This window comes from Flavobacterium keumense (genome assembly GCF_029866485.1).
Lineage (GTDB): Bacteria > Bacteroidota > Bacteroidia > Flavobacteriales > Flavobacteriaceae > Flavobacterium > Flavobacterium keumense.
The window spans coordinates 534,544-560,061 of sequence record NZ_CP092332.1 but is presented as its reverse complement, the minus strand read 5'-3'; the positions used below and the strand labels follow the sequence as shown (position 1 = coordinate 560,061).

Below are 25,518 nucleotides of genomic sequence, written 5' to 3'. Positions count from 1 at the left end.
AATTTATCAGCTGTAAAACTTATAATGAAAAGTCCTCAGGGTGTAACATTAAGTCCTGAATCTGGTTCCACAGTTAATCTTACAACACCATTAGAGTTGAAAGCTACTGTGAATGGGAAAGTTAGAAAATATATAATAAATGCTAGAGTTTTACCAAGTCAGATTGCCTTTGTTAATGATGCAGCATCTATTAATGATATTTTAGACGATGATGTAAAAGCTGCAGCGTTATGGGCTCAATCTATTTACGGGAATAAATTTGTTTATATTCCTTTCTCAGATTTAACTACTGAAAAATTAAAATCAGTCAATGTAGTTTTCTTTTACTATGACACTATAGGAACATCTGCTTTACCTCAAGGAAGTATTGATAAAAAAAGTATTTTAATTCAATATGTTGTTGAAGGTGGTAAGATGTTGCTTGGTGGTATGGCCACAAGTTATGCTGAATTATTAGGTAGAGATAAAAGTGGGATGTTAACTATTAAAGACAATGGTGCAGGAGGTAATAATCCTGATATATGGACAATTGATGGGGGAGTCAATTACGTTAATGACCAACGCAATCATCCTATTTATAATTTTAGTAATGTAATACCAACTGATTCAAATGGATTTGTACGAATTATTGATGGTGGGTTTAAAGAAAATCATAATACTTTATGGGACATTGCTCCATTATTAGGGCCTGGACATCAAAAAGGGCAATTTGCTGAATTTGAAAGATTATATGGTGGTAAGGTAATAGGGCTATGGGGAGGAGTAACTGATGAATGTTGTCCAGGTATTATCGAGTTTAAAGCAAATTCTGTATATTCAGGTACAATTATAGCTATTGGAATTGGTGGGATGGAATGGTCTATGAATGATGGAAGAACGAATCCTTATGATGGAAATGTAAGAGGAATTTATAAAAACGCGATTAATTATTTGCAAACAAAATAAAGTTTAATTAGTTTGTAGTAGATTATTGGGCAAGTTAATTCTTGCCCTTTGATTTTAATTTAATTTTAAATGGAAAAAAAATATGCACTAAGTGCAGTTAGTTTTGGAGAGGTTTTGTTTGATTTATTTCCAACCCATAAAAAAATCGGAGGAGCGCCTTTAAATGTAGCGCTAAGAATGAAATCGTTGGGTGTAAAAACAAAAATTATTAGTAAAGTTGGATTAGATGAAGAGGGTCAAGAGATAATTGATTATTTGAAATCCAAAGAAATAGATGTCTCTTTTATTCAAAAATCCAAAGAATACAGAACAGGAGTTGTACATGTAATGATAAATGAAAAAGGGAATGCGTCATATGATATTGCATATCCTTCTGCTTGGGATAAAATTGAACCAGACGAAGATTTACTTTCTTTAGTATCAAATTCGGATGTGTTTATTTTTGGGAGTTTAATTTGTAGAGATGAGGTGTCAAAAAATTCTTTATTCTCTATTATTAATCATTCAAATTATTCAGTATTTGATGTCAATTTGAGGCAACCGTATTATACAAAAGAAAATTTAATTGATTTAATGAAAGCGTCTGATTTCATTAAATTAAATGATGAAGAGTTATTCGAATTATCTCAAATGTTAGAGTCCCCATTCAATTCATTTGAGCAGAATATCCGTTTCATAGCTTCTCAAATGGGGTCGAGTCAAATTTGTGTTACGAAAGGTGCGTTTGGTGCTGTTTTGTTTTATAATGACAAGTTTTATTATAATAGTGGGTATTTTATAAAAGTAGCTGATACGGTGGGAGCGGGGGATTCATTTTTAGCTTCTTTAGTAACGAAACTTTTGCGTGGAGATTCACCTCAAAAGTCACTAAATTTTGCATGTGCAATAGGAGCATTAGTTGCTTCAAAAGAAGGAGCTAATCCTGAAATTTCAGAAAAAGAAATTAAAAAATTTATGATGTTGAAAGAGTTTAAAAATAGTGTGCAATAAATAAATTTTAAATTAAATACTTGATTTTATGATAGTTAAATAATTTCTAAGAAATTGAAATTTGTAACTTTCGTCAATAAGGGGAGCAAGTTGTACCAATGGCCTTAATTAATTTTAAGGTCATTTTTTTATTGTATATTGAACCCATAACCCTCAGAAAATCAATGAGTTGGTTTGATTTTAAATCTATAGCGCTCACAAGTTGAACCAATGACCTTAAATTCATTTTTAAGGTCATTTTTTTATTTTTATATTGAACCAATAACCCTCAGAAAATCAATGAGTTGGTTTGATTTTAAATCAATATCGGGAGCAAAACAAAACCCGATACGAAAGTGTCGGGTTTTTTTATTTTTTATTTCAAATAACTTTAGTTTTAACTTTTTCCAATTCAATCCCTGTTGATTTCCCCCAATCACAAAGTACTTTCAAGACCGGCTTTAGAGATTCACCCGTTTTAGTCAAAGTGTATTCAACTCTAGGGGGAAGTTCTTTAAAAACTTGCCGGTCTATTAAACCCAGAAATTCGAGTTCTTTAAGCTCCTGTGTTAACACCTTGCTTGATATGGCGGGAATATAAAATCTTAATTTTCCATACCGCATAGTTTGTTGTGACAAACAATACAAAATGATAGGTTTCCATTTACCTCCTATAAAAGACATAGTTCGCGTTACCGGACAATCGTATGGATTAGAAATAAATTTTGTGAAAGATATATTGGTTACCTCTAGGTTACTTGTATTTTTATCCATTAGTTTCAATTATAAAACAATATTAGTTTCTTTGTGAAACAAATATAAAAATAAATATGAAAAAAGGAATAATTATTATTGGAATGGGTAAAGGATTGAGTTTAGGAATTGCAAAAAAATTTGGTTCAGAAGGCTATCAAGTTGGGATGATTAGTAGAAATGAACAGAATTTAAAAGCTTATCAATCAGAACTTGCAACTGAAAACATTGAATCTTTGTATGCTACTGCAGATGTCTCAAATGAAAATGAACTAATTACTGCTTTAGAAAAATTAAAAGACAACATGTCTAATGTGAATATACTGCAATACAATGCGGTTGATTACAGAATGGTTCCTGTTTTAGAAGAAACTGCAGAAACGTTGACAAATGGTTTTAAAATTAGTGTTGCAAATGCGTTAACAGCAGTCAAATATTTACTTCCAACCTTAGCAGAAAACAAAGGTTCTGTTTTATTAACTGGTGGTGGCACTGCCAATTACCCTTATTCAGGCATGTCTAGTATTTCATTAGGGAAAGCCGGTATTAGAAACTTAACTTTTCAATTGAATGATGCTTTGAAAGAAAAGGAAATATACGTTGGATCAGTTACAATTTGCAACATGATTTCAGAAGATAGTGCTACACATAATCCAACCATTTTGGCGACCAAATTCTGGGAGTTAAATGAATCTAGAAACGAAGTTGAAATAACCTATTAATTATGAAAGTTCACCTTGTATTTGCACATCCTAATTTGGATTCATTTAATGGTCAATTAAGAACAACTGCGATTGATTTTTTTAAGGAAAACAATATAAATTACAGCATAAGTGATTTATATCAAATAAATTTTAAGGCTTCAGCTGATAAAGATGATTTTACCTATTTAGCAAACCCAAATTATTTTGATTTACAATTTGAACAAGCTCATGCATTACAAAACGGAAACTTTGTAGACGACATTAAAAGAGAGCAACAATTATTACAGGATGCTGATTTAATTATATTCCAATTCCCTTTATGGTGGTATAGTATGCCGGGTCTATTAAAAGGGTACATCGACCGAGTGTTTTCTATGGGTTGGGCTTATGGAGGAGCACAAGCATTGAAAGGCAAAAGAATATTAGTTTCTACTACAACAGGCGCTCCTGAAATGGCATGGACGGAGGATAATAGAGGAACAATAATAGATATTTTTAAACATTTGTTTATTGGAACTTTTGGATTAACAGGTTTAAATCCCGTTGAGCCATTTATTGTATACGGAGCAAAACGATTAGATGACTCCCAAAAAAACACTTGTATGATTGAATTTTCAAATTATTTACAAAATTTATCTGTTTAATTTTTTGATAGTTAAGTAAATTATCATCGCATCAAAATTGTAACTTTCTCCAATAGGGGGAGCAAAAGTCCAGCAGTAATGCTGGACTTTTTTGTTTATTAATGAGTTAATGTAACAGCTTTTTACTTTATTTAATTAACTTTAGAACAAATTTCTCTTTTTGTGATAAAGACTTTTTTCCCCTCTTCTCCTGTTTTATGTAAGTATATTGAATGCTTCTATATATATGAAGGTATGCCCAGTTCAACCTTTAGGTATGTTGCTTTCCCTCATTTCAATACCGGCCTTTCTTTCTTTAAAGGGGCGACTATTTTTAGGAATTACCCACAAATTACAATTACAGAAAGCGAACCTAAAGGAATTCAAATTGAACTTTTAGGAAAGTACAATAGCCCGTTGTTAATTGATTTCAAAGGGAAAATACAAGAAGTATCGATTATTTTTAAACCGTTAGGGATCAATCGTTTTTTTCGAGAAAATTACCAATCTATTGCACCTCATTTTTCTCAAGAGTTACTCCATGAAACATGGAAAAGTTTTGGCAATCAACTCACATTTACAGCATCCGATTTACCGGATTTGGAATCTTTTTTGCTTTCTCAATATGAAGCTACTCCAGAATTACATCCAATACAAAAAGCACTTTCAATGTTAAATGATAGTAATGAAAAAAGAGCTGTTACTGAAATTGCTAACGAATTAGGGTTTAATTTAAAAACATTTCAAAGATATTTCAATAAATACATGGGGTGTAGCCCTACAGAATACCGAAGAATAAGCAGATTCCGAAATTCGTTAACTAACAAGTTCAATAGTTCTGAATTGAAAAATTTTACCGATATAACCTATGAAGAAGGGTATTATGATCAGTCTTATTTAATTAAGGAATTTCGAAAACTAACCAATCACAATCCTAAAGATTTTTTTAAATTGACAAGTAAAGTAGATGGCGACAAGATAGTTTGGGAATTAAAATAGTGTCTTAAAAGTACAATTTTTAGAATAATTACAAATCTAAATTTGAACCAATTATTTAAATCTATAACAATGAAAACATCATTTAACAAAATACTGTATATTGGATTTTTACTTTTAGGTTTGTTCCAAGCCTTGTTTTCCAAAGACTATATGCAAGCGGGTTCCTCTATTGGTATCGCCCTAGCTTTCGATCCTTTTGATCAAGAACAAAAATGGAGCGACAGACCGACTTGGCAAAAAGCCGTTTTAATCGTTCATTTGGCCCTAGCTGGTCTTTTATTAGGGTATGCTATTGGATGGAATAGTAAATAAAGGGAAATTATAATTGTAATTTCATCATAATGTCTGTTTGTTCTTCATTGCCAAAAACAAATACATGTTGGTCAAAAGCTACAAATCCGTTTTTAGTATAGAACTGAAGTGCGCGATGATTTTCTTCCCAAACACCTAACCACACATATTCACAACGGTTGTTTTTTGCAATAGCAATGGCTTTTTCAAAAAGTAATTGTCCTATTTTTTGTCCGTGGTATTCATTCAACACATAAATGCGCTCAATTTCTAGGGATTTGTTGTCTTGAAGTTCGGTTTGTGCTTGTTCAACGTTTACTTTTAAGTAACCAATTACCTTGTCGTTGCATGTGGCAAAATAAAATTCGGAATCCGGATTTTGTAATTCAGCAGTAAGTTTTTCAGTAGCAAAGCCTTCTTTGAGATATAACTTCATATTCTCCTCTGTATTGGAAGAGGAGAAAGTTTCGACAAAGGTTTTTTTGCCTATTTCTTGAAGTTCAAAAAGATTTTCGAAGGTTATTTTTCTAATTCTGATCTGTTCCATAATTCAAAAGTAGGGTTTTGTCGTCGAAATGAGTAAATTTAGCCATTAAAAAATCGAAACCATGACTGTTTTTGAGAAAATGTTAGCTGGAGGTGTTATTGCTAATACTGATCCAGAAATGAGAGCCGTATGGGAAGTTGTACAACGCACCATTGAACTTTCGGCGCGATTAAATTCGGCTACAACAATAGCCCAAATCAGGCATGTTTTATCCCAAATCATAAACAAGCCAATACCATCTTCTACTAGAATATTTATTCCGTTTCACACCAATTTTGGTCAGCACATTACACTAGGAGAAAATGTATTCATCAATCATGGTTGCTCCTTTTTAGACTTAGGAGGTATTACTATTGAAGACGATGTTTTAATTGGCCCCAAAGTGAATATTATTACAGAAAACCACCCTATTGATCCCGCCAATCGCAAATCCTTAGATTTAGCCAAAGTGGTAATCAAGCAAAATGCGTGGATTGGTGCTGGAGCTACCCTACTGCCAGGGGTGACAATTGGCAAAAATTCGATTGTTGCGGCAGGAGCAGTAGTAACTAAAGATGTTCCTGACAATACCATTGTAGGAGGTGTTCCTGCACAAATTATTAGAAATAATATATAACAAAACCATGGAAATTACAATCACAATTACAGAGAAGGCTAAGGCTCAGATCATAACTTTTTTAAAAGAAGAAAATGATCTCGAGGCTAAATTTCGATTGTATGTTAGTCTTAGTCGTGCCCAAGGGTTTGAATATTCCTGTACTGTTGATAACGAGGTAAATGAAGATGATTTGATTTTAAAGTATCACGTTCAGGAGAATGAATTTGCGGTTGTAGTAGATAGTATGAGTATTCAATATTTGAATGGGGCTGTAGTGGATTGTATCCTGCAAGATGGCACGCCTTCTTTGGTTATATCTAATCCGAATGCACAAAAAGACTAGTTTTTGTTTTGATTTTTATGATATTAACGTACATAAAAGGGTATCATAAAGCAATGCCTATTGAACACTAAGTGTTTCAATATTTAAGAGAATTACATCTGGCTTAAGGCATTTTATCAAAAGCAATGTGTTCAATTATTGGATTGATTGTTTATTTGACAATCTGCTTTTTCTTTTTTAAATTTTCTGAAAGGCAATTGAGTTAAATACCATAAATTTACTGTTTATTATACAAAAATTATCAGGCTGTCTCTAGAACAATTGGTAGTTTATAAATTTTCCAAAGCCATGAGTAGTAACAGAAATATTATTTTTAGCACTATTTTTTTATTGATAACAATCGTTTTGTTTGGTCAAAACAATGAAAAAATGGCTCCGGCTTTTCGATTTTTAAAAGAGCGACAACGCACTAAAAATATAGATTCTGCCGTACCATCTTTATTTGCTAAACCCGAATCTAGAAGAAAAAATCAATTCACAGGGGTAAATGAATCAGGATATAATTGTATTATTTACACCCAATCGCCCGAAGTGTTAAAAACGAATGGAATTACGGTTCAAAGTATTCATAACTCATTTGTTACAGCTTGGCTTAACTTAGATCAAATTTCGAAAGTAGCAGCTTTGGCCGAGGTAGATTTTGTAGACAGTCCGAAAATTCTAAAGAAGAACAATGATATTTCTGTTGCCTCAACAGGTGCGGCTCTTTTACATGCTGGGAAATTAGACAATACCGTTTATAAAGGAGATGGTGTGATTGTAGCTATAATTGATACCGGAATTGACTGGGATCACCCTGATTTTAGAAGTATTTCAGACCAAACTAAAAGTAGAATTTTACGAATTTGGGATCAAACACTAACTCCAATAACAGGCGAATCCGCTCCAGCAGGATTTAACGTTGGAGTGGAATATACCCAAACTCAAATCAATGACGAAATTGATGGAACGCCAGCCGGGTTTGTTCGAGAGAAAGATATAGATGGACACGGTACTCACGTTGCAGGAATCGCAACAGGAAATGGAGCAGCTTTGAGTTCTAAATATGCAGGCTTAGCTCCCAATGCCGACATTGTTATCGTAAAAGCAGGCGATGGTTCTTTTGATACTTCAAATCTAATTTTGGCCTTGGATTATTTAAAAAATTTAGCAACAAGTATGGGTAAACCTATTGTGGTTAATTTAAGTCTCGGTTCACAGAATGGTGCACACGACGGAACAGATCCTCTTGAACGGGCCATAGATAATTTTACAGATACTGCAGCAGGACGTATAGTAGTCGTGGCTTCTGGTAATGAAAATGGAGAAAATCTTCACAAACAAATACCTTTGGCAGGAAATGCCAGTACAGCAATTAGTATGCAAGTGCCAGTGGCATCAGCTAGCACTTCAACCGATGTATTTCAGTTTACTTTATACGCAAATGATACGAGTACCTTAAGTGCTATTGTAACGGCACCCGATGGGACTCAATCGAGTTCGCTCTCAAATAATGGGGCTTCTGTTTTTGGAGGAAAAGCAAGAGTCTATTTGTCAAATTATATTGACCCTGAAAGTGGTGATCGAAAAGTGCAGGTTTATGTGACACGATCTACTACTGCTACAGATGTTTCTGGTACTTGGACTATTTCTTTAACCAATGCTACCGCAAATTCATTAACTATTGATGGATGGTTAGATACCAAAGGGGATGATTTCTTAAACATGACACTAACGGGAGGAGATAGTAATTATTTGGTAGGAACACCAGGTTCTGCAACTAAAGCAATTACTGTAGGGGCTTATATGGCAAAGATGGATTGGTATGGAGGAACATCTACAGGATTTGCGGGATATAATTATACTAATGGTACGCAAGATGATATCTGTGGCTTTAGTTCTATTGGTCCCCGACGAGACAATGTGCAAAAACCCAATATCACTGCCAATGGACAAGCTGTGGTTTCTTGTTTATCTTCTGATTCAGGGTTAGCTAATAGCTCACCCTATATGGTAGTTAATGGTTTGTATCAAGTTGAACAAGGTACAAGTATGGCCTCTCCTGCTGTGGCTGGATGTGTTGCGTTATTATTACAAAAAAAGCCAACGGCTAGTTTTGATCAAATTAAAACAGCCATAACAACAACAGCAACTAAAGAGTCTTTCACGGGAACAACAGATAACAATACTTGGGGAAGTGGAAAAATAGATGTGTATAAAGCCGCTTCTAGTTTTTCGTATTGTCAACCATTGGCTAGAACAACCTATAATTATGAACAAGCTTACGGGTTTTCCACTAATTATTCATACAATTTATCTTCTAAAAGGGCTGCATTGCGTTTTACTTCTACCTCAGAAGGAAATCTAGGGGGTGTTTATTTTAAAACCACAACAGGGAACACACTTACTAGTCTTACAGTTGAGTTGAGAACTAATAATGCAGGGGTTCCAGGAACATTGATAGGTTCATTGCCAATTACTGCGTCTAAAATTTCAAAAAACACTTGGAACTATTTTGATTTGAGTTCTTTAAATGTTACGGTTGCCAATACGACGGATTATTTTTTGGTTTTAGTTCCCGGCTCAACAGATACTTTTGGTTTAGGCCAAGAAACCACAAACAGTAGTAGGTCCTATACTTCGACTAATGGAACTACTTGGACTTCTGTAGCTAATTTGAGAATTCGTCCCGTTGTCTATGCCAATACAGGAAGTTTAATTCCTTCAATGGCACGTACCTCGGCAGCAGGAACCGAGACACAAACAAAATGTATCAATACACCAATTACACCCATTACGTATAGCACTGTTGGTGCTACAGGAGCTACTTTTTCAGGATTGCCATCAGGTGTAACAGGAACTTGGTCTGCCAATACAATTACTATCGGTGGTTCGGCAACAGTAGCAGGAACATTTGCTTATGTAGTTAATTTAATAGTGGGTTGTAACGCTGTTTCTGCTACAGGAACTTTAACCATAAACGATGTGCCAACAATCAGCAATGTAACTGTTGTAACGCCTAATAGTGTGTCTGTTAGCGGGTCTAATTTTATTGTTGGAGGTCAACAACCTACTGTAAGTATAGGAGGTGTTGCAGGCACTATTGTAAGCGCAACCAACACGACTATTGTAGTTAGTTTTCCTTCGGGAAATAGTAGTGGTAATGTTGTTGTGACCAATGCTTGTGGGGTAAATTCGGCACCTTATACTTTTTATTATTCTCCACCTGTAATTGCATTTAATCCAACAGATTATTTGTTCACACAAGGAATAACTATTGCAGCAATTACACCTCAATTATCAGGTAATCCAGCTACTTCATTTTCGATTAGTCCAGCCTTACCTTCGGGTTTGAATTTTAGTACAAGTACCGGAATTATTTCGGGTAAACCAACAGCATCTATTGTCCAAACTAATTATACTATCAGTGCTATTAATTCAGGAGGAAGTACATCGGCAGTAATTAAAATTACCGTAGCACCAGACACAGATGGAGATGGAATCAGGGACGATATTGATCTTTGTCCTAATTCGGGAACAGGAGTAACAGTCGATTTTAATGGGTGTGAAATTTTTGTTTTACCGTCCAATAATTATGCAGTTATAGCCACAGCTACCTCTTGTGTTGGTCAACAAAATGGAGCCATTAGTGTAAGTGCAACCAATACAAATTACACTTATACCGTTACAATAAATGGTCAAACGGGTTTTGAATTGAATTCGGCTAATAGTTTTAAAAATCAAGTGCAAAATTTGGCGCCCGGTAACTATGAAGTTTGTATTAGTATTCAAGGAAAAACGAATTATTTACAATGCTATACGTTAAAAGTAACTGAGCCAACACCTTTATTGGCTACAAACAAAATAAGTACAAACGATAAACAAGTAACCTATACTTTGAGTGATGCATCGAGTTACACCGTTACGCTTAATGGAATTACTCAAACGTATATGACTAACGAAATTACATTAGACTTAGTTTCAGGCCAAAACACCATTAGTATTGCTACTGATTTGAATTGTCAAGGAAAAATCACAGATAGTATCTTTGTAAGCGAAAAAGTAATTGTATATCCAAATCCTACCCGCGATTATGCACATATATGTAGCGGGATTCGATAATGATGTTGCCATAACCATTACAAATCTTTCGGGTCAAATGGTAACAGTTGTTTCAAAATCAGTTCCTGAGGGAAGAATACTAGATTTGAATCTGAGTCCGTATCCCGTAGGTTTGTATCTGGTACATCTGAAAAGCAAAACGATTAATGAAACCATTAAAGTAATAAAACAATAACAGTATGAAAACAGCAATAACTTTAATAGGTCTATTCTTTTTGATTGTTATAACATCGTGTGGAGGTAGTGATTCAGGACCTTCAACACCTATTATTAATTCGCCAGGAAAATCAGTTTTAATAGCCCCTGTGAATAATAAAACCTGCGAAAATGGCACCAATAGTTCCACTACTCAAAGTACAGTTACTTTCAGTTGGAACAGTACGTCGGATACTGAAAGCTACGATTTAAAAATTATCAATTTGAATACTCAGGAAGTAACCTCCCAGACAGGAATTACAACCACGTCCAAAGACGTAACTCTTACCCGAGGTGTACCATATTCTTGGACTATTACCTCCAAAAATAAAGGAACGACAACGACCGTTAGTGACACTTGGAAATTTTATTTAGCGGGTAATGGGGTAACTAATTATGCGCCATTCCCTGCAGCAGCGGTGAGTCCGTTACCAGGAGTTGTTACTACTCCAGTCGATGGTAAAGTAACCCTAACTTGGGAAACTAGTGATGTAGAAGGAAGTGCGTTGACCTATACGCTATATTTTGATACCATTGATGGGAAACAAACTCCGCTAGATACTAATAAAAATTTGACCGCTAAGTCCAAAGAAGTTTCGGTAAATCCCAACACTATTTACTATTGGAGAGTAGTCACTAGCGACGGGAATAACACGTCCACCAGTGTTGTATATACTTTTAAAACCAATTAACAAAACCATAGGCCATGAAAAAACACCTATTTTCGTTTCTTTTAATCGCAATAAGTTGCGGGATGTATTCTCAAGAAAAAACAAATGCAAATACATTAACCGAAGCCGAAAAACAGGATGGTTGGCAATTACTTTTTGATGGTCACTCCACTGCGGGTTGGCATTTGTATAACGAAGGAAACATCAAGTCGGCTTGGGCAGTTAAAAATGGCGAATTGGTTTGCGATCCAAATACAGAGAAAGTACAACGAGGGGACTTGGTTTCAGACAATCAATATGAGAATTTTGATTTTACCTTTGAATGGAAAATTTCAGAAGCAGGAAATAGCGGAGTGTTTATCAATGTGCAAGAAGCACCTGAATTTCCAACCGCTTGGACTACAGGTCCAGAATACCAATTATTAGACAATGCCAATATGCCTAAAGATTATCTTCAAGACGGCAAACACGCTGCAGGCTGTATCTATAGCTTATCACCTTTGTTACATCCGGTTCAACCAAAACCTTCAGGGCAATGGAATAGTTCTCGAATTCTGCAACAAAACGGAGTCATTACCTTTTGGCTAAACGGAATCGAAACAGGTCACGAAGACATGAAAACAGATCGTTGGAAACAATTAATTGCAGCAAGCAAATTGGGTAATTTCCCTTCTTTTGGAAAAGCAGTTCGTGGAAAAATAGCTTTTCAAGATTGGGCAAAAGGCGTGGCTTTACGCAATATTAAAATCAGAGAAATCAAATAATTTTTCTTTTATTTTCTATAATCCAAAGCAGGTTTTCTGTCGCCAAGAAGCGGAATGTATTTAAAATCTTTTCCTCTTTTTTCTTCCAATTCTGTTTTGGCTTTCAAAATTTGGGAAGGGTTTAAAAACAAATCGATCGCTGTTAAGGCAATAGTTTTGGCAGCGACCATCATACCTTTGTTTCCAATGTCTGTTCCACCAGCGGCAACGGCTTGCCAACTATGAGCGGGAGTGCCAGGAACCCAAGTAGCGCTGCTCATGCCTGCAGTTGGAACGGTAAAACTCACATCGCCCACATCTGTTGAACCGAAACTAGGGTCTAAAGGTTTGTAGGGTTGAATGCTACTCGCCTTTTCCAAACTACCGTTTTCAATTCCTAAGGATTGGATGATTTGGTTTCCAAATTCTTTTTCTTCTTGGGTATAAGTAACACCTCCTACTTTGACCAAATTAGCATACATCATCTTTTGGAGTGTTATATTAGGAAGTAATTCGTGTGTACCACCAATGAGTTCGTATTCCATTTTGGTTCCTGTTCCTAGAGCAGCTCCTTCGGCCGCCTTAGTAATACGATCAAAAATTTCGAGTACTGTTTTTCGGTTACTGTGACGCACATAGTAATAGACTTCGGCAAAATCAGGCACTACATTGGGTGCTTTTCCACCATTGGTAATCACATAATGAATCCGCGCATCCGAAGGGATATGTTCGCGCATCATGTTTACCATCATGTCCATCGCTTCAACTCCGTCTAAGGCAGATCGCCCTTTTTCGGGAGCCATTCCAGCATGAGAGGCTATTCCATAGAATCTAAATTTAGCGGATTTATTGGCTAAAGCCGACCCAGGATTGGCATCATTAGCGTCATGAGGATGCCAATGCAAAGCAGCATCTACATCGTTAAATAAGCCTTCGCGAACTAAATACACTTTTCCTGAACCGCCTTCTTCTGCAGGGCAACCATAAAAGCGGATAGTCCCTTTTTTATGGTTGGTTTTCAACCAATTTTTGACTTCTATCGCCGCAGCTGTAGAGGCTGTTCCAAACAAATGATGCCCACAAGCATGTCCTGCCGCTTTTCCTGCTGATTTTTTTTCCGTCACTGCTTCTTGCGATAGACCAGGTAAAGCATCGTATTCGCCTAAAATAGCAATCACGGGTAGTCCTTCTCCATATTCAGCGATAAAAGCCGTAGGAATTCCAGCTACACCTTTAGTGATTTTGAATTCTTCGTTGCTTAGAGTTTGCTGTAACAAGGCCGCACTTTTTTCTTCTTGGTACCCCATTTCGGCAAAGTGCCAAATTTGTTGCGCAATGGTTCCGTAGAAGTCTTTTTTAGCATTTAAATTGGATAGGATTTTGTCTGTTTTTTGTGCAAAAACAACTCCTGAAAACAATAAGAAAAACAGTATGTGCTGTACTTTTTTCATAAAAAATGGTTTAACTAAATTGTTTGATATATGTTGAAGGCACTACACCTTTGCGCTCTTTAAAAGCATCAATAAATTTTGATCTTGAAGAAAACCCCACATTTTGCGAAATACCTTCAACAGTAAGTTTAGTTGCTTTTCCTTCTTCAATTAGTTTGCACGCATAATCAATCCGTTGATTGTTTTTCCATTCACTAAACGAAATTTTCAATTCAGTGTTAAAATAATTAGACAATATTCTTTCTGAGACTTGTAAATCTAAAGCCATTTTAGACAAATTAAATCCCGGCAAAATAAAAGGACAGGCTACCATATACTTGTCTAATAATGTTGTAATATTTTGATTGATTTCTACAGCATTCCCTTTTTTTAATTGTGTCGCTCTATTTCTAGCCAAAGAAGCATCTGGATAAGAAATAGTATCAAATAATATCTTTGGGAATAAAAATAAAATTACATTTTGTAAAGAAAAGGCAACGCCTAAAAATCTAAAATAGTTTTTTTGGTTAATGATTCCTTGGTAATCATTTAAAATAAAATCAGCATAAGAATCTAATAAACAATAAGAGGCAATAAATGATTGAAGCCCAATTAAAGAATAGATCCATTTTTGAATCATACTATGATGTGTAGGAAGTACACCAACAGAAGCGAGTCTCTTTTTGGTAGTTTGTTTAAAATAACCCCAACTTAGCACACAGTAAATAAAAAGATGTAATGGGCGTATAAATAGCATTTTTTTCAAAGAAAAAAACGAAATTGAAAAATCATAATCTTGAGTTACAGCTTGAATATGATGGGCAATTTCTACTTTTTTTGAAAAGGGGAGTGTGGTATAAGGTAGGCTGTAAAGAATCACTACTACTGCAGGAAACAAATGCAAATAATCTTTTGGAGTGATGTTTTTATTTTCGGCGACGGCATATTTAACATAATAAAATAAAAGGGGACCAATGACAAAAGACAGCGGCATGAAATTAACAAAAAACACACCTTCCCAAAACGGAGATTTACTAAAATGTAACCCAAAATAGACTAAAACAATAAGGTTACTACACAAGAAAAACAACGCTAGATACAAATTAGAGCGATTAAAATCTTTTCTATAGTAAAAAAGAATAAACGAAGTAAATATGCCAAAAAAAGGCGTAAGCATTTCCATAAAGCGCTGATAAATAGATTGTGTAAGCACGAATATAGTTTTTTTTTGAAAACCAACGTAATTTTTAAAAGGATTCTTAAAAATTGCAAAGTGTACCAAAACGCCAAAAAGGAACAGATTTTACGTACAGATTTAGCCTTATAAACGATTGGGGTTTTATTTTTGAAATCAAACCAAAAAACCCCACATTTATGAAAAAAGTAATTTTATTTGTAATCCTAGCTTTAGGATTACAACAAGCACAAGCGCAGTACAAATTTTTACAGTACAGAAATGTACCTGAGAAAAATGAAGCCGAATTTGTAAAACGAGAAACCCAATATTGGTCAAAAATTGCCAAAGAAAACATTAAATCAGGCAAAATGCTTGCTTGGAGTTTGTGGAAAAAAGTTGGTGTTATTGGCGACTCCGAAACCAAACCCAACTATTTGTTTGTCAATGACTTTAAATCGGTAGCTGATTTTGACACCATGGAAAGCGGATGGGCCGATCCAGAAAAAGTATTATCCGATATAAAGATGGCAGCCATAGAAACCAATTCTATTTCTAAAGTGGTTGCTACTTACATCATGAAAACAGAGGCTGGAATTCAAGGAGAACCGAAATTTGTGGTAGTTAATTATGCCAAACCAACCAATATCCAAGCGTTTGTTGATGAAAACAAGAATCTTTGGAAGCCATTTTTCGAAAAAGAACAAAAAAACGGATTCAAATTAAACGGATGGGGACTACAAACAGTGGTATATCCTCAAGGTAACGATGTGCCGTTTTCTGCTCTTACCTGGGATGGATTTTCAAAAATATCCGAGGCTTTAGATCATATTCAATATAAACCATTGAGCCAAACGCGTTTTGCACCTATCGTTAAAGATTCTAAAATGAGTACAATCACTCCTAATGGATTTGAGTTGTCTCCAATATATGAATTAGTGATGTATGTTGATGCATCAACCAAATAAATTAAATAATTAAACCCCACAAAAATCATGAAAAAAGTACTTTTTATTATCGCTATGGCGGTATCAATGACACAAATGAACGCACAAACAGAAGGTGGAAAATACCTTGATCCTGATTCAAAATTTAAAAACAGACCTTTTGTTTTTTCGAATAGAGGAGAAACCGAAGCAATAATGAAATTAAACGAAGCGTATAATAAAATAGATTTCAAAACGTGTATGTCTTTTTGTGCCGACAAAGTAACCTTTACAGATTTTGAAGGCAATAAAGAGGTACTAACAGGAAAAGATTGGGAAGGATTTTTTGCTGGTTTCAAATCATTAGACTGGAAAATTATTGGAATTGTTCCTATTCGAATTAAAGACACAGACCCTTCGTCAGGAGTAATTGTTGTAGCTACCGAAACTCGTGTAGGTAAAGACGGAACCGTTTGGAAAAAAGAATTAACAGAAATGTTCATGTTTGATTTAAACATGAAAATCAATAGTATAACGCAGTACGCACAAGCTATTAAATAATTAATTTAAACTCAATCACAATGAAAAAAACAATTGCACTTATTGCCCTAACTAGTTTATTATTAGTTTCTTGTAAAAAAGAAGTAGCTGCTGAGGTTGCCGCTAAAAATCCAAATGAAGGAGGAATTAATCTTTCTAATTCAGAAAACACAGATATGATTAGAAAAATGAATGAGTATGCTAGTAAATTTGATACGGAAAGCATTAAAAAATTATATGTTCCAAACGCAGTTATTCATGACAATATGAATACAATGACCATTGACCAGAACATGAAAAACTTAGCTTCGTTGCAAGATCAAGGAGTTACAATTACGTTACCAAAAGACCCTTTAGTTTGGGAAGTTGTGAATAATAAACCAGATGAAAAGACTGGAATCACTAATTATGTTATTTCGTATTATGAAATTACTCTGGCCAAAGCTGAAAAAAAGGCAACGATTATCTTTAACATGAATTTTGCGATTAAAGATGGAAAAATCCAAGAAGAATGGGACACCTATGATACAGCACCATTAACCGAACTATTAAAATAAACAATCAAAGATGAAAAATTTTTTAACAATTTTAGCCATCAGCTTGACGTTGTTTGCTTGTGAAAGTGCGGCAGACAAAAGTGAAAAAATCGCCCAATACAACATCAAATTTTATTCAAAAGTTTGGGATGAGGTTATTAATGATGGCAAAGTTTCGGTTCTAGATACCGCTTATGCACCAAACGTAGTATTGCACACCGTTCCTGAGATTAAAGGAGTGGCTAATGCCAAAGCCTATTATGCCAATTATGTTACTGGATTCTCTAATCGTGAATTTACTGTGAAAGAAACTTTTGCCCAAGGGAACAAGTTAACAAAATACTGGAAATTTAAGGGAACACATACTGGCGATTTCTTCGGTATTTCAGCCACGGGTAAGAAAATTGACGTGGAAGGATGTACCATTGCTACCATTGTTAATGGAAAAATTACAGAGGAAAGAGATTTCTTTGATAATTACGAATTTCTAAAACAACTTGGATTACTACCTAAATAAAAACCAAATTGCAGCAACAATTTTAAATTTTGATTACTTTGTTAAAACCCTGATAGCTACTGTCAGGGTTTTGTTTTTTAGTATATTTACAAAATGATGTTGCAAGAAATTCCAATAGCCGAGGTGCTAGTATTACGTCAAAAAGTACTTTGGCCAGATAAAGACATTGATTTTGTTCGGACTCCAAACGATGACACAGGGATTCATTTTGGAATTTTTCTAGAAGGTCAATGGATTTCTTGTATTTCTATTTTTGAAGAAGAACATCAGCGTGCTGTTTTTAGAAAATTTGCCACTTTGTTTGAGTTTCAAGGGAAAGGCTATGGAAGTCATTTGCTCGAATATAGTTTTTTGTATTTGCAACAGCGAAAATGTAAGACTGTTTATTGTAGCGCTCGCTATGAAAAACAAGGCTTTTATAAAAAATTTGGAATGATTCCCAAAGGCGAAATGTATCTCAAAAATGGATTAAACTATATTCGGATGGAGCGCAATTTTTAATAATTTACATTTCATTGTGTACAATTGACGCATTAATTGTATGTTTGTATTTATTTTTAATAAATCAACTCCATTCTATTCTATGTATAAAATTTTAATTGCCATCATTGCTTTTCTTTTTAGCACATTCACTCATGCGCAATACGTTAATATTGAGGCTTCTACAGGTGGATTTTCGTTTATTCCTGCCTTTACGTCTGACGCGCCACATTTTGTAATCAATGCTGGAACCAACGAAAACAAGGCGTTTTCGTTTCATTTATTGTCTACTGTTCGAATGAGTAATTTTACTCCAAGAGGAGTGGTAATTATCTCTCGATATAAATTGATAGACAAAAAGTTAAAAGCCACTGTTGGAATTCATTTGCCGGCGATTCAAATTAGCGATGATTATCACGTAGACACCTTCTTTGCACAAGAATTTATGGCGAGTTATCCAGTGTCAAAAAAGGTTGCGATAAGTGCCTTATATTTACATGGCAAAGGAAAAAACAATGACTTCGAAGCCAATTTCTTGTCTTTTAATACCAATATTGTTCAGGGTGATTTTAGTTTCTTGTCGCAATTATATGGATTGGATTTGGACCACACTTATGGTGTTTCTGAAACGATTACTTACAAAGTAAACAAGAATATTGATTTTAGAGGGTTTGCCAATAAAACGGTATCGGACGGAAAATTCAGTTGGACATTAGGAGCCAGATACAATTTGTAATTATTTACCTCATTGCGTTTAATTGACACAATATTTTATATATTTGAAACACATTTGCTAAAAACTACCAAAAAACTACATATAATGAAAAAACAAATTGTATTACCTGCTTTGTTAATGCTCCTTGGAACACAAATGGAAGCACAAAAAAAATGGTCTGAAACTCCCAAAGGAAGTTTTCATCTTATTGAAAATAAAGGTGGACAAACTTTAGGGTATTCGCCAAAATCTGGAGTGAAGATCTTGACTATTGATGGATTAGCCTTCAAAGATTTGAATAAAAATGGAAAATTAGACAGTTACGAAGATTGGCGAAAACCCGTAGCAGAACGTGCCAAAGATTTGGCTAGTAAAATGACTGTAGATCAAATAGCAGGATTAATGCTATACAGTCGTCATCAATCGGTTCCAGCACAAGCGGGAGGGTATTTTGCAGGAACGTATAACGGCAAACCTTTTCCAGAAAGTGGTGCCAAACCCTATGATTTGTCCGACCAACAAAAAGCATTTTTAACTACCGATAATTTGCGTCACGTTTTAATGACTTCGGTAGAAAACCCAACGGTTTCGGCGCTTTGGAACAATAACGTACAAGAATTAGTAGAAGGTATTGGAATGGGAATTCCAGCTAATAATAGCTCTGACCCACGACACGGTGCCAATAAAGATTCCGAATACAACGCGGGTTCAGGTGGTGCTATTTCGCAATGGCCAGAAGAATTAGGTCTTGCCGCTACTTTTGATCCAGCTGTTACAGCACAATTTGGTGAAATTGCCGCTAAAGAGTACCGTGCCTTAGGGATTACGACAGCACTTTCGCCACAAATCGACTTGGCTACCGAGCCAAGATGGAACCGTTTTGTAGGTACTTTTGGCGAAGACCCAAAACTCGCTACAGATATGGCAAGAGCTTATGTAGATGGATTTCAATCGTCTCCAAAACCCATTGCCGCTTATGAAGGCTGGGGTAACCAAAGTGTAAATGCAATGATCAAACACTGGCCAAGTGGTGGTCCAGAAGAAGGAGGTCGTGATGGACATTTTGCCTATGGAAAATTTGCGGTGTATCCAGGAAATAATTTTGAAATGCATTTAAAAACCTTTATTGATGGGGCGTTTAAATTGAACGGAGGGACTAAAAAAGCATCAGCGGTCATGCCATACTATACGATTTCGTATAACCAAGATAAAAAGTACGGTGAAAACGTAGGGAATGGTTTTAGCAAATATATCGTAACTGATTTGTTGAGAAACAAATACGGCTATGATGGCGTGGTATGTACCGATTGGTTAATTACCGGCGACGAAGGAAAAACACCAGATGTTTTTGCGGGTAAATCATGGGGAACTGAAAAAATGACTATTGCCGAAAGACATTACAAAGTAATGATGGCAGGTGTGGATCAGTTTGGCGGGAACAACGACATTAAACCGGTTTTAGAAGCCTACCAAATGGGAGTAAAAGAACATGGTGAAGTAGCAATGCGTAGCCGTTTTGAAAGATCAGCGGTGCGTTTATTGTTGAACGTATTTAGAGTAGGATTATTTGAAAACGCTTATTTGGATCCAGAACAAACCAAAGCCATTGTTGGTAAACCAGAGTTTATGAAAGCGGGTTATGAAGCTCAGTTAAAATCCATTGTTTTAATTAAAAACCAAAACAAAACCTTGCCAATTGCTAAAGGAAAAACAGTATATGTTCCAAAAAGAACTACACCACCAGGAATTAATTTCTTTGGATTTCCAACACCAGAAAAAACAGAATACCCAGTTAATTTAGAACTGATTAAAAAATATTACAACGTAACAGACGACCCTGCAAAAGCTGATTTTGCTATGGTATTTATCAAAAGCCCTGTAAGTAATGGGTATAGCAGAGCCGATAGAGAAGCAGGAGGAAATGGCTACATGCCAATTAGCTTACAATTGAAAGACTACACTGCGGTAGATGCTAGAGCCCAAAGTATTGCGGCAGGAGATCCTGTGGTAGACCCAACCATTACGAATCGTTCGTATTTAAATAAAACTTCAAAATCCAATTCGTATCCTGATTTGAATACTATTTTAGAAACTAAAAAAGCAATGAATGGAAAACCGGTAGTAATTGCTATTACCGTATCTAATCCAATGGTTTTTGGCGAATTTGAAAAAGAAGTCCATGCTATTGTAGGTGAGTTTGGAGTACAAACAGAAGCCTTGTTAGATATTGTTTCTGGAAAAACAGAGCCATCAGGTTTATTACCATTGCAAATGCCAATAGATATGACTACCGTCGAAAAACAATTGGAAGACGTGCCTCACGACATGATACCGTATAGAGATTCAAACGGGAATGTATATGATTTTGGTTTCGGGTTAAACTGGAACGGCGTAATCAAAGATGCTAGAACAGAAAAGTATAGTGTTAAAAAATAATTGAACTTGAAAGCCATTTACAACAATGTAAGTGGCTTTTATTTTAAAAGATGTAAAGAGGAATATAATAATCTATTATCTTTATAATTAGTAATTCTAAATAGAAATTGAAGTGTATGAAAAAAATTAAAAAAATAATCTTCGCATTGTTGTTAGTTGTAAATTATACGAATGCACAAACAACGCTTACGGGAAAGATACTGAATTATAAAAACAAACCTGTTCAGGGAGCTGTTATGTATTTGGACTCAGTAGAAACCAAGGTAGTGAGCAATAAATTAGGAGAATTTAGTTTAGTCGTTCCAGAGAATGTGAAAAACATAAAAGTACATTCTAAAAAATACGGTTGGTTAAGCAGTGCCTATGCCAAAGAAACAAAAATGGACTTTATGTATTTAGCTCCTGCTCCATCTGAGGATAAATTGGTTACTCCTCCCAATGGTTTAAAACCAGAAAAAGACAAGAATACGGTTTCTTATCGAACCATTTATGATATGATTAGAGGTAGAATTGCTGGCGTGGTTGTTCAGCCAGATAATACGATAATTATTAGAGGAATTAATTCTATTAAAAACAATGCAGAACCATTGTTTATTGTAGATGGGAATGTGGTTTCAAGCATTGATTTTATTGTACCCAATGAGGTAAAAAGTATCACTGTTTTAAAAGATGCCGAAGCCTCTATTTATGGTTCAAGAGGTGCGAGTGGAGTGCTAGTGATCAAGCTGAAAAATGAATAGCACAAATTATTTAGGTTAAAAACAAATGTTTGATTTATATAATAATTTATTTGAATTTTGTTTTTTTTGTATTGATTTACAAAGGATTTTTGCATAACACTAACAAAAAACAGTTTGTTTTATGTCAAAAAGTATAGAAAAACAAAAGAAAAGATATGGATTGTTATTTTGTATTTTTTTTACCAGTTTAATTTTTTCACAAGAAGCAACGAAATCAAGGTCTTTTTCAGGAGCAACAACTATTACTAACAACGGAATATCACTTTTACCAACCTTTTCCTTAGGAAAACCAGCTGCAATTTTTGATTTCTCAATTAAGGGCAAAAAATGGAGTTTTGATCCACAATTGCGTTTTTCATTAGAAGGTAAGCCTTGGTCATTTATCTTTTGGGGGAGGTATAAGGCTGTAAACGATTCTAGATTTAAATTAAGTTTTGGAGCGCATCCAGCGATTGCTTTTAAACAAGAAAAAATACAGCTGCTAAATGGAGATTTTAAGACTATTATGAATGCCTATCGCTATACCGCAACAGAGATTGCGCCTAGTTTTACTTTGTCTAAAAATTGTAGTATAGGGATGTATTATCTATATTCTCATGGTTGGGATCCAGGAACCACATTAAACACTCATTTTATTACTTTAAATAGCACTATTTCCAATCTTAAATTAGTCAAAGGAATAGATTTAAAAGTACAACCCCAGTTGTATTATTTGAAAATGGATAGTAAGGAGGGTTATTATTTTTCTTCGACAATGACTCTTTCCACTCCTTTGATACCTTTGACATTGTCTTCTATTGTGAACAAAGCTATTGCAACTTCTATTTCAGGAAAAGATAGTATATGGAATCTTTCCTTGAGTTATTCATATTAAGTGGAATTTTAATTGATAGGAATGGAAAAAGCAGAATCGTTATCAGAGTTTTATCGAAATAAATTTGATTGGTTACCAGATAATCTCAAAAACGAAATGGGACATTTTAACGTGTTCGATTTGCAACCTTTCATTGGAGAGAAAGCCCAGCCAATTCCATATAAGCGTCGTGATTTTTACAAGATCAGTTTGGCCAAAGGAAACAGTAGAGTGTATTTTGCAGATCAAGTAGTAGAAGTTAAAAAACAAGCGTTATGTTTTTCTAACCCTCAAATTCCCTATAAATGGGAACATTTAGAAGAATATAAAGCGGGCTCTTTTTGCATTTTCAACACTCTTTTTTTTCATCAATTTGGCAACCTTAATCAATATTCCGTTTTTCAACCTAATGGGACACATATTTTTGAGTTGACAGACGAACAACTGGCCAAAATTGAACCGATTTACAAAAAAATGCAAGAGGAAATTAAGTCAGATTACGTTTATAAATACGATGTGTTGCGCAATTTGGTTTTTGAATTATTGCATTTTGCGATGAAAATGGAGCCATTAACTAGTTTGGACAACAAACACTTGAATGCTTCGCAACGCATAACAGCTTTGTTTTTGGAGTTATTAGAACGTCAATTCCCAATAGACGAAGTACACCAGAGAATACAATTGCGTAGCGCTTCTGAATTTGCCACGCAACTTAATGTACATGTCAACCATTTGAATCGAGCCATTAAAGAAGTAACTCAGAAAACGACTTCCCAACTCATAGCAGATCGGATAGCACAAGAGGCTAAAATTTTGTTGAAACAGAGTCTTTGGAATGTAGCTGAAATCGGTTTTGCTTTAGGCTTTCAAGAAGCAACGCATTTCAATAGTTTTTTCAAAAAACAGTTGGGTACTTCACCTCTAAAATACAGAAAACATATTTTTAGTTAGCTTCTTTTTTTGAACTTCCAATCAACAACACTTCCATTTCAAACTGTTCTCGAGGCCCTTTTGCCTTGTTCTTTATTTGGGAACGATAGTTGTAAATGGTAGAGGCAGAGTAGCGCAAGAATTCGGCAATCTTAGCACTGTCTTTTATTCCCAAACGAATTAGAGCAAAAATACGTAACTCAGGATTAAGTAATTCTCCTTTTTTGATTTGAATACTATCAGGCTCTGTTAGAAGGCTCTTAAATTCCTCAATAAATGTTGGAAAAAGCAACATAAAGGTTTGATCAAATTGGGTATAGAATTCTTTCAGTTCCTTATCAATAAATGCTTTTGATTTGACAGTGCTCACCAAGTCATTTACTTTTCCTGCGGTAGCCATCACCTTTAGTTTTTGGCTATATTCTTCCATTTTTCCAATATAGATGGAGCATTGATCCATATAGCGACCAATATAAATCTCTTTGAGCAAACTCGTTTCGGCTAATTCAGAATTTGTTTGATTTAGTTTTGTATTAAAACTTTGTAATTGTTCGTTTAGTAAGGAAAGTTGGTTGTTAGCCGATTCAACATTTTTCTGGGCTTTGGCCAATTTTTTCATTTGCTTAAAAAGCAAAATCAAAACAGCTAATAAAAATAATGAAAGTACACTCGCGCTAATTAAAAAAACAATCAACTGGGATTTAGCCGATTTGTTTTTAGCCTCATACGTTTCGTTGATGATGGGTAACATCTTTGAAATTTCGTAGGTTCGCAGTTTCGAATTACAAAAAACAGCGTCGTCCAAAGAACGTTTAATGTACTCGTAAGCCGATTCAATGTCGCCTTCTTCATACAATATAAAAGCGAGTTCTCGTAGCGAAATGTTTTCTTTTTTAACCAATTCCAAATCCGAAATAGCAGAAAGTGCTAACCATTTTTTCTCTTGCGTTTTGTCTTTTTTAGCTTTGTAATTTTCAGATATTAGATAGTCAATCACGGCTCTGTTTGGGTCGGTTTTTGGTGTTTTATTAAAATACGGGAGCAACAAATTAATAGCCTGATTGTATTTTTTTTGAGACAGAAATTGTCCAGATAATGCGAGAACAAATCCAATTGAATTTTTAGGCAAATTGAGTATAGCCTTGTCCCGATAGTGGTCTCCCAAGCGATTGTATTTGTTTTTTTCTTCTGTATCATTAGCATAACTCGAAAGTCCTCCATAAATGATTCTTTTTGTCCAGTAGAATTCTCCTTTTAACTCTGGAATTACTTTAGGTTCCATTGAGTTGAGAATTTCCAAAGCCTGATTGTACATTCCGAGTGTACCTAGAATCGAAGCCAAATTGAGTTGGGCTTTGTTTATTTGAATGTTGTTTTGATTTTTATAGGCACTATTCAAACTTCTTTTAGCATATACCAAGGCCGAATCCGACTGATAGGATTTGTACTCATCGTATAATTTTTCGTTGAGCGAATAGCGGATTTCATTGGATGACGAAGAACGAAGACGACTTTTGAGCTGATTGATTGCGCTATTTTTTTTGTTTAAGTACAAAGGTTCATTCTCAAGTGTTTGGTCTAGTTCTTTTTTCAAAAGGGCAAAAGAATCCTGTGCCAATAAAGAATTGGATATAAAAAATAAGAGTAAAATAGACCAATAATTTTTAAACACAGCTTTCAGGGGTTACTACTTAATTAAATACAAATTTAAGCATCTTTTATTTCACGTATTCCAACGCCAATTTTTCAAGTTTCTTGA

At 34.9% G+C, this 25,518-nt stretch carries 27 protein-coding genes; 22 read left to right on the top strand and 5 right to left on the bottom strand.

Features of this window, described 5'->3' with window-relative positions:
- The first annotated feature begins 24 nt into the window (after nucleotides 1-24).
- Complete coding sequence (locus MG292_RS02490; RefSeq protein ID WP_264534270.1) at nucleotides 25-945, top strand: DUF4960 domain-containing protein; 921 nt, start codon at nucleotides 25-27, stop codon at nucleotides 943-945.
- Nucleotides 946-1,014: 69 nt separating this feature from the next.
- Nucleotides 1,015-1,935 carry a carbohydrate kinase family protein gene (locus MG292_RS02485; protein ID WP_264534271.1) on the top strand — a complete coding sequence of 307 codons (921 nt, stop codon included), beginning with the start codon at nucleotides 1,015-1,017 and terminating at the stop codon, nucleotides 1,933-1,935.
- 360 nt (nucleotides 1,936-2,295) lie between these two features.
- On the opposite strand, the gene MG292_RS02480 is transcribed toward MG292_RS02485, so the two are convergent.
- On the bottom strand, nucleotides 2,296-2,688 hold the full coding sequence (locus MG292_RS02480) for a winged helix-turn-helix transcriptional regulator (RefSeq protein WP_264534272.1): 393 nt from the start codon (nucleotides 2,686-2,688) through the stop codon (nucleotides 2,296-2,298).
- Nucleotides 2,689-2,744: 56 nt separating this feature from the next.
- Here MG292_RS02480 and MG292_RS02475 point away from each other — a divergent pair, with 56 nt between their 5' ends.
- From MG292_RS02475 to MG292_RS02460, 4 genes are all read left to right on the top strand, one after another.
- Nucleotides 2,745-3,389 carry an SDR family NAD(P)-dependent oxidoreductase gene (locus MG292_RS02475; RefSeq protein ID WP_264534273.1) on the top strand — a complete coding sequence of 215 codons (645 nt, stop codon included), beginning with the start codon at nucleotides 2,745-2,747 and terminating at the stop codon, nucleotides 3,387-3,389.
- A gap of 2 nt (nucleotides 3,390-3,391) precedes the next feature.
- Nucleotides 3,392-4,015 carry an NAD(P)H-dependent oxidoreductase gene (locus MG292_RS02470; RefSeq protein ID WP_264534274.1) on the top strand — a complete coding sequence of 208 codons (624 nt, stop codon included), beginning with the start codon at nucleotides 3,392-3,394 and terminating at the stop codon, nucleotides 4,013-4,015.
- 162 nt (nucleotides 4,016-4,177) lie between these two features.
- Nucleotides 4,178-4,993 carry an AraC family transcriptional regulator gene (locus MG292_RS02465; protein ID WP_319799842.1) on the top strand — a complete coding sequence of 272 codons (816 nt, stop codon included), beginning with the start codon at nucleotides 4,178-4,180 and terminating at the stop codon, nucleotides 4,991-4,993.
- 69 nt (nucleotides 4,994-5,062) lie between these two features.
- Nucleotides 5,063-5,305, top strand: a complete 243-nt coding sequence (locus tag MG292_RS02460) for a hypothetical protein (protein ID WP_264534276.1) — start codon at nucleotides 5,063-5,065, stop codon at nucleotides 5,303-5,305.
- Between the two features lie 7 nt (nucleotides 5,306-5,312).
- Here the strand turns inward: MG292_RS02460 and MG292_RS02455 are convergent, their stop codons facing one another.
- Complete coding sequence (locus MG292_RS02455) at nucleotides 5,313-5,831, bottom strand: GNAT family N-acetyltransferase (protein ID WP_264534277.1); 519 nt, start codon at nucleotides 5,829-5,831, stop codon at nucleotides 5,313-5,315.
- Between the two features lie 61 nt (nucleotides 5,832-5,892).
- Between MG292_RS02455 and MG292_RS02450 the strand changes: the two genes are divergently transcribed.
- The 6 genes from MG292_RS02450 (at nucleotide 5,893) to MG292_RS02425 (ending at nucleotide 12,503) form a co-directional block, all read left to right on the top strand.
- On the top strand, nucleotides 5,893-6,447 hold the full coding sequence (locus MG292_RS02450; protein WP_264534278.1) for a sugar O-acetyltransferase: 555 nt from the start codon (nucleotides 5,893-5,895) through the stop codon (nucleotides 6,445-6,447).
- Between the two features lie 7 nt (nucleotides 6,448-6,454).
- Nucleotides 6,455-6,772, top strand: a complete 318-nt coding sequence (locus MG292_RS02445; RefSeq protein WP_264534279.1) for a HesB/IscA family protein — start codon at nucleotides 6,455-6,457, stop codon at nucleotides 6,770-6,772.
- 369 nt (nucleotides 6,773-7,141) lie between these two features.
- Complete coding sequence (locus tag MG292_RS02440; protein WP_280158061.1) at nucleotides 7,142-10,873, top strand: S8 family serine peptidase; 3,732 nt, start codon at nucleotides 7,142-7,144, stop codon at nucleotides 10,871-10,873.
- Nucleotides 10,845-11,048: a T9SS type A sorting domain-containing protein gene (locus tag MG292_RS02435; RefSeq protein WP_280158059.1), complete on the top strand. Its 204-nt coding sequence runs from the start codon at nucleotides 10,845-10,847 to the stop codon at nucleotides 11,046-11,048. The genes MG292_RS02440 and MG292_RS02435 overlap by 29 nt, the downstream gene beginning before the upstream one ends.
- A 4-nt stretch (nucleotides 11,049-11,052) precedes the next feature.
- The gene (locus MG292_RS02430; protein ID WP_264534281.1) at nucleotides 11,053-11,760 is read left to right on the top strand and encodes a hypothetical protein; all 708 of its coding nucleotides are present in this window, start codon (nucleotides 11,053-11,055) and stop codon (nucleotides 11,758-11,760) included.
- A gap of 14 nt (nucleotides 11,761-11,774) precedes the next feature.
- Complete coding sequence (locus tag MG292_RS02425) at nucleotides 11,775-12,503, top strand: 3-keto-disaccharide hydrolase (RefSeq protein WP_264534282.1); 729 nt, start codon at nucleotides 11,775-11,777, stop codon at nucleotides 12,501-12,503.
- Nucleotides 12,504-12,511: 8 nt separating this feature from the next.
- On the opposite strand, the gene MG292_RS02420 is transcribed toward MG292_RS02425, so the two are convergent.
- Both MG292_RS02420 and MG292_RS02415 read right to left on the bottom strand, forming a co-directional pair.
- Nucleotides 12,512-13,933, bottom strand: a complete 1,422-nt coding sequence (locus tag MG292_RS02420; RefSeq protein ID WP_264534283.1) for an amidohydrolase — start codon at nucleotides 13,931-13,933, stop codon at nucleotides 12,512-12,514.
- 10 nt (nucleotides 13,934-13,943) lie between these two features.
- On the bottom strand, nucleotides 13,944-15,125 hold the full coding sequence (locus tag MG292_RS02415) for a helix-turn-helix domain-containing protein (RefSeq protein ID WP_280158058.1): 1,182 nt from the start codon (nucleotides 15,123-15,125) through the stop codon (nucleotides 13,944-13,946).
- 161 nt (nucleotides 15,126-15,286) lie between these two features.
- Here MG292_RS02415 and MG292_RS02410 point away from each other — a divergent pair, with 161 nt between their 5' ends.
- From MG292_RS02410 to MG292_RS02365, 10 genes are all read left to right on the top strand, one after another.
- Nucleotides 15,287-16,054, top strand: coding sequence for a hypothetical protein (locus tag MG292_RS02410; protein ID WP_264534285.1), 768 nt, complete (start codon nucleotides 15,287-15,289; stop codon nucleotides 16,052-16,054).
- A 27-nt stretch (nucleotides 16,055-16,081) separates the two neighbouring features.
- Nucleotides 16,082-16,573, top strand: a complete 492-nt coding sequence (locus MG292_RS02405) for a hypothetical protein (RefSeq protein ID WP_264534286.1) — start codon at nucleotides 16,082-16,084, stop codon at nucleotides 16,571-16,573.
- A 20-nt stretch (nucleotides 16,574-16,593) separates the two neighbouring features.
- On the top strand, nucleotides 16,594-17,109 hold the full coding sequence (locus MG292_RS02400; RefSeq protein ID WP_264534287.1) for a calponin homology domain-containing protein: 516 nt from the start codon (nucleotides 16,594-16,596) through the stop codon (nucleotides 17,107-17,109).
- A 10-nt stretch (nucleotides 17,110-17,119) separates the two neighbouring features.
- Entirely contained in the window at nucleotides 17,120-17,605 is a 486-nt protein-coding gene (locus MG292_RS02395; RefSeq protein WP_264534288.1) for an ester cyclase, read from the top strand.
- Between the two features lie 93 nt (nucleotides 17,606-17,698).
- Nucleotides 17,699-18,106, top strand: a complete 408-nt coding sequence (locus MG292_RS02390) for a GNAT family N-acetyltransferase (RefSeq protein WP_264534289.1) — start codon at nucleotides 17,699-17,701, stop codon at nucleotides 18,104-18,106.
- A gap of 82 nt (nucleotides 18,107-18,188) precedes the next feature.
- The gene (locus tag MG292_RS02385) at nucleotides 18,189-18,821 is read left to right on the top strand and encodes a hypothetical protein (RefSeq protein ID WP_264534290.1); all 633 of its coding nucleotides are present in this window, start codon (nucleotides 18,189-18,191) and stop codon (nucleotides 18,819-18,821) included.
- An 84-nt stretch (nucleotides 18,822-18,905) separates the two neighbouring features.
- Nucleotides 18,906-21,236: a glycoside hydrolase family 3 protein gene (locus MG292_RS02380; protein ID WP_264534291.1), complete on the top strand. Its 2,331-nt coding sequence runs from the start codon at nucleotides 18,906-18,908 to the stop codon at nucleotides 21,234-21,236.
- Nucleotides 21,237-21,352: 116 nt separating this feature from the next.
- On the top strand, nucleotides 21,353-21,976 hold the full coding sequence (locus tag MG292_RS02375) for a TonB-dependent receptor plug domain-containing protein (RefSeq protein WP_264534292.1): 624 nt from the start codon (nucleotides 21,353-21,355) through the stop codon (nucleotides 21,974-21,976).
- A gap of 121 nt (nucleotides 21,977-22,097) precedes the next feature.
- Entirely contained in the window at nucleotides 22,098-22,850 is a 753-nt protein-coding gene (locus MG292_RS02370; protein ID WP_264534293.1) for a hypothetical protein, read from the top strand.
- A 21-nt stretch (nucleotides 22,851-22,871) separates the two neighbouring features.
- The gene (locus MG292_RS02365) at nucleotides 22,872-23,780 is read left to right on the top strand and encodes a helix-turn-helix domain-containing protein (RefSeq protein ID WP_264534294.1); all 909 of its coding nucleotides are present in this window, start codon (nucleotides 22,872-22,874) and stop codon (nucleotides 23,778-23,780) included.
- On the opposite strand, the gene MG292_RS02360 is transcribed toward MG292_RS02365, so the two are convergent.
- Nucleotides 23,773-25,353, bottom strand: a complete 1,581-nt coding sequence (locus MG292_RS02360) for a DUF6377 domain-containing protein (RefSeq protein ID WP_264534295.1) — start codon at nucleotides 25,351-25,353, stop codon at nucleotides 23,773-23,775. The two genes, MG292_RS02365 and MG292_RS02360, sit on opposite strands and share 8 nt — an antisense overlap.
- Between the last annotated feature and the right edge of the window lie 165 nt (nucleotides 25,354-25,518).

Bases quoted from the DNA above. Each gene is read 5' to 3' on its own strand.
- MG292_RS02400 (WP_264534287.1), top strand. From the start codon at position 16,594: ATGAAAAAAACAATTGCACTTATTGCCCTAACTAGTTTATTATTAGTT.
- MG292_RS02490 (WP_264534270.1), top strand. From the start codon at position 25: ATGAAAAGTCCTCAGGGTGTAACATTAAGTCCTGAATCTGGTTCCACA.
- MG292_RS02425 (WP_264534282.1), top strand. From the start codon at position 11,775: ATGAAAAAACACCTATTTTCGTTTCTTTTAATCGCAATAAGTTGCGGG.
- MG292_RS02455 (WP_264534277.1), bottom strand. From the start codon at position 5,831: ATGGAACAGATCAGAATTAGAAAAATAACCTTCGAAAATCTTTTTGAA.
- MG292_RS02445 (WP_264534279.1), top strand. From the start codon at position 6,455: ATGGAAATTACAATCACAATTACAGAGAAGGCTAAGGCTCAGATCATA.
- MG292_RS02420 (WP_264534283.1), bottom strand. From the start codon at position 13,933: ATGAAAAAAGTACAGCACATACTGTTTTTCTTATTGTTTTCAGGAGTT.
- MG292_RS02480 (WP_264534272.1), bottom strand. From the start codon at position 2,688: ATGGATAAAAATACAAGTAACCTAGAGGTAACCAATATATCTTTCACA.
- MG292_RS02435 (WP_280158059.1), top strand. From the start codon at position 10,845: ATGCACATATATGTAGCGGGATTCGATAATGATGTTGCCATAACCATT.
- MG292_RS02475 (WP_264534273.1), top strand. From the start codon at position 2,745: ATGAAAAAAGGAATAATTATTATTGGAATGGGTAAAGGATTGAGTTTA.
- MG292_RS02440 (WP_280158061.1), top strand. From the start codon at position 7,142: ATGGCTCCGGCTTTTCGATTTTTAAAAGAGCGACAACGCACTAAAAAT.
- MG292_RS02390 (WP_264534289.1), top strand. From the start codon at position 17,699: ATGATGTTGCAAGAAATTCCAATAGCCGAGGTGCTAGTATTACGTCAA.
- MG292_RS02370 (WP_264534293.1), top strand. From the start codon at position 22,098: ATGTCAAAAAGTATAGAAAAACAAAAGAAAAGATATGGATTGTTATTT.
- MG292_RS02385 (WP_264534290.1), top strand. From the start codon at position 18,189: ATGTATAAAATTTTAATTGCCATCATTGCTTTTCTTTTTAGCACATTC.
- MG292_RS02380 (WP_264534291.1), top strand. From the start codon at position 18,906: ATGAAAAAACAAATTGTATTACCTGCTTTGTTAATGCTCCTTGGAACA.
- MG292_RS02375 (WP_264534292.1), top strand. From the start codon at position 21,353: ATGAAAAAAATTAAAAAAATAATCTTCGCATTGTTGTTAGTTGTAAAT.
- MG292_RS02460 (WP_264534276.1), top strand. From the start codon at position 5,063: ATGAAAACATCATTTAACAAAATACTGTATATTGGATTTTTACTTTTA.
- MG292_RS02485 (WP_264534271.1), top strand. From the start codon at position 1,015: ATGGAAAAAAAATATGCACTAAGTGCAGTTAGTTTTGGAGAGGTTTTG.
- MG292_RS02395 (WP_264534288.1), top strand. From the start codon at position 17,120: ATGAAAAATTTTTTAACAATTTTAGCCATCAGCTTGACGTTGTTTGCT.
- MG292_RS02365 (WP_264534294.1), top strand. From the start codon at position 22,872: ATGGAAAAAGCAGAATCGTTATCAGAGTTTTATCGAAATAAATTTGAT.
- MG292_RS02410 (WP_264534285.1), top strand. From the start codon at position 15,287: ATGAAAAAAGTAATTTTATTTGTAATCCTAGCTTTAGGATTACAACAA.
- MG292_RS02430 (WP_264534281.1), top strand. From the start codon at position 11,053: ATGAAAACAGCAATAACTTTAATAGGTCTATTCTTTTTGATTGTTATA.
- MG292_RS02405 (WP_264534286.1), top strand. From the start codon at position 16,082: ATGAAAAAAGTACTTTTTATTATCGCTATGGCGGTATCAATGACACAA.
- MG292_RS02470 (WP_264534274.1), top strand. From the start codon at position 3,392: ATGAAAGTTCACCTTGTATTTGCACATCCTAATTTGGATTCATTTAAT.
- MG292_RS02450 (WP_264534278.1), top strand. From the start codon at position 5,893: ATGACTGTTTTTGAGAAAATGTTAGCTGGAGGTGTTATTGCTAATACT.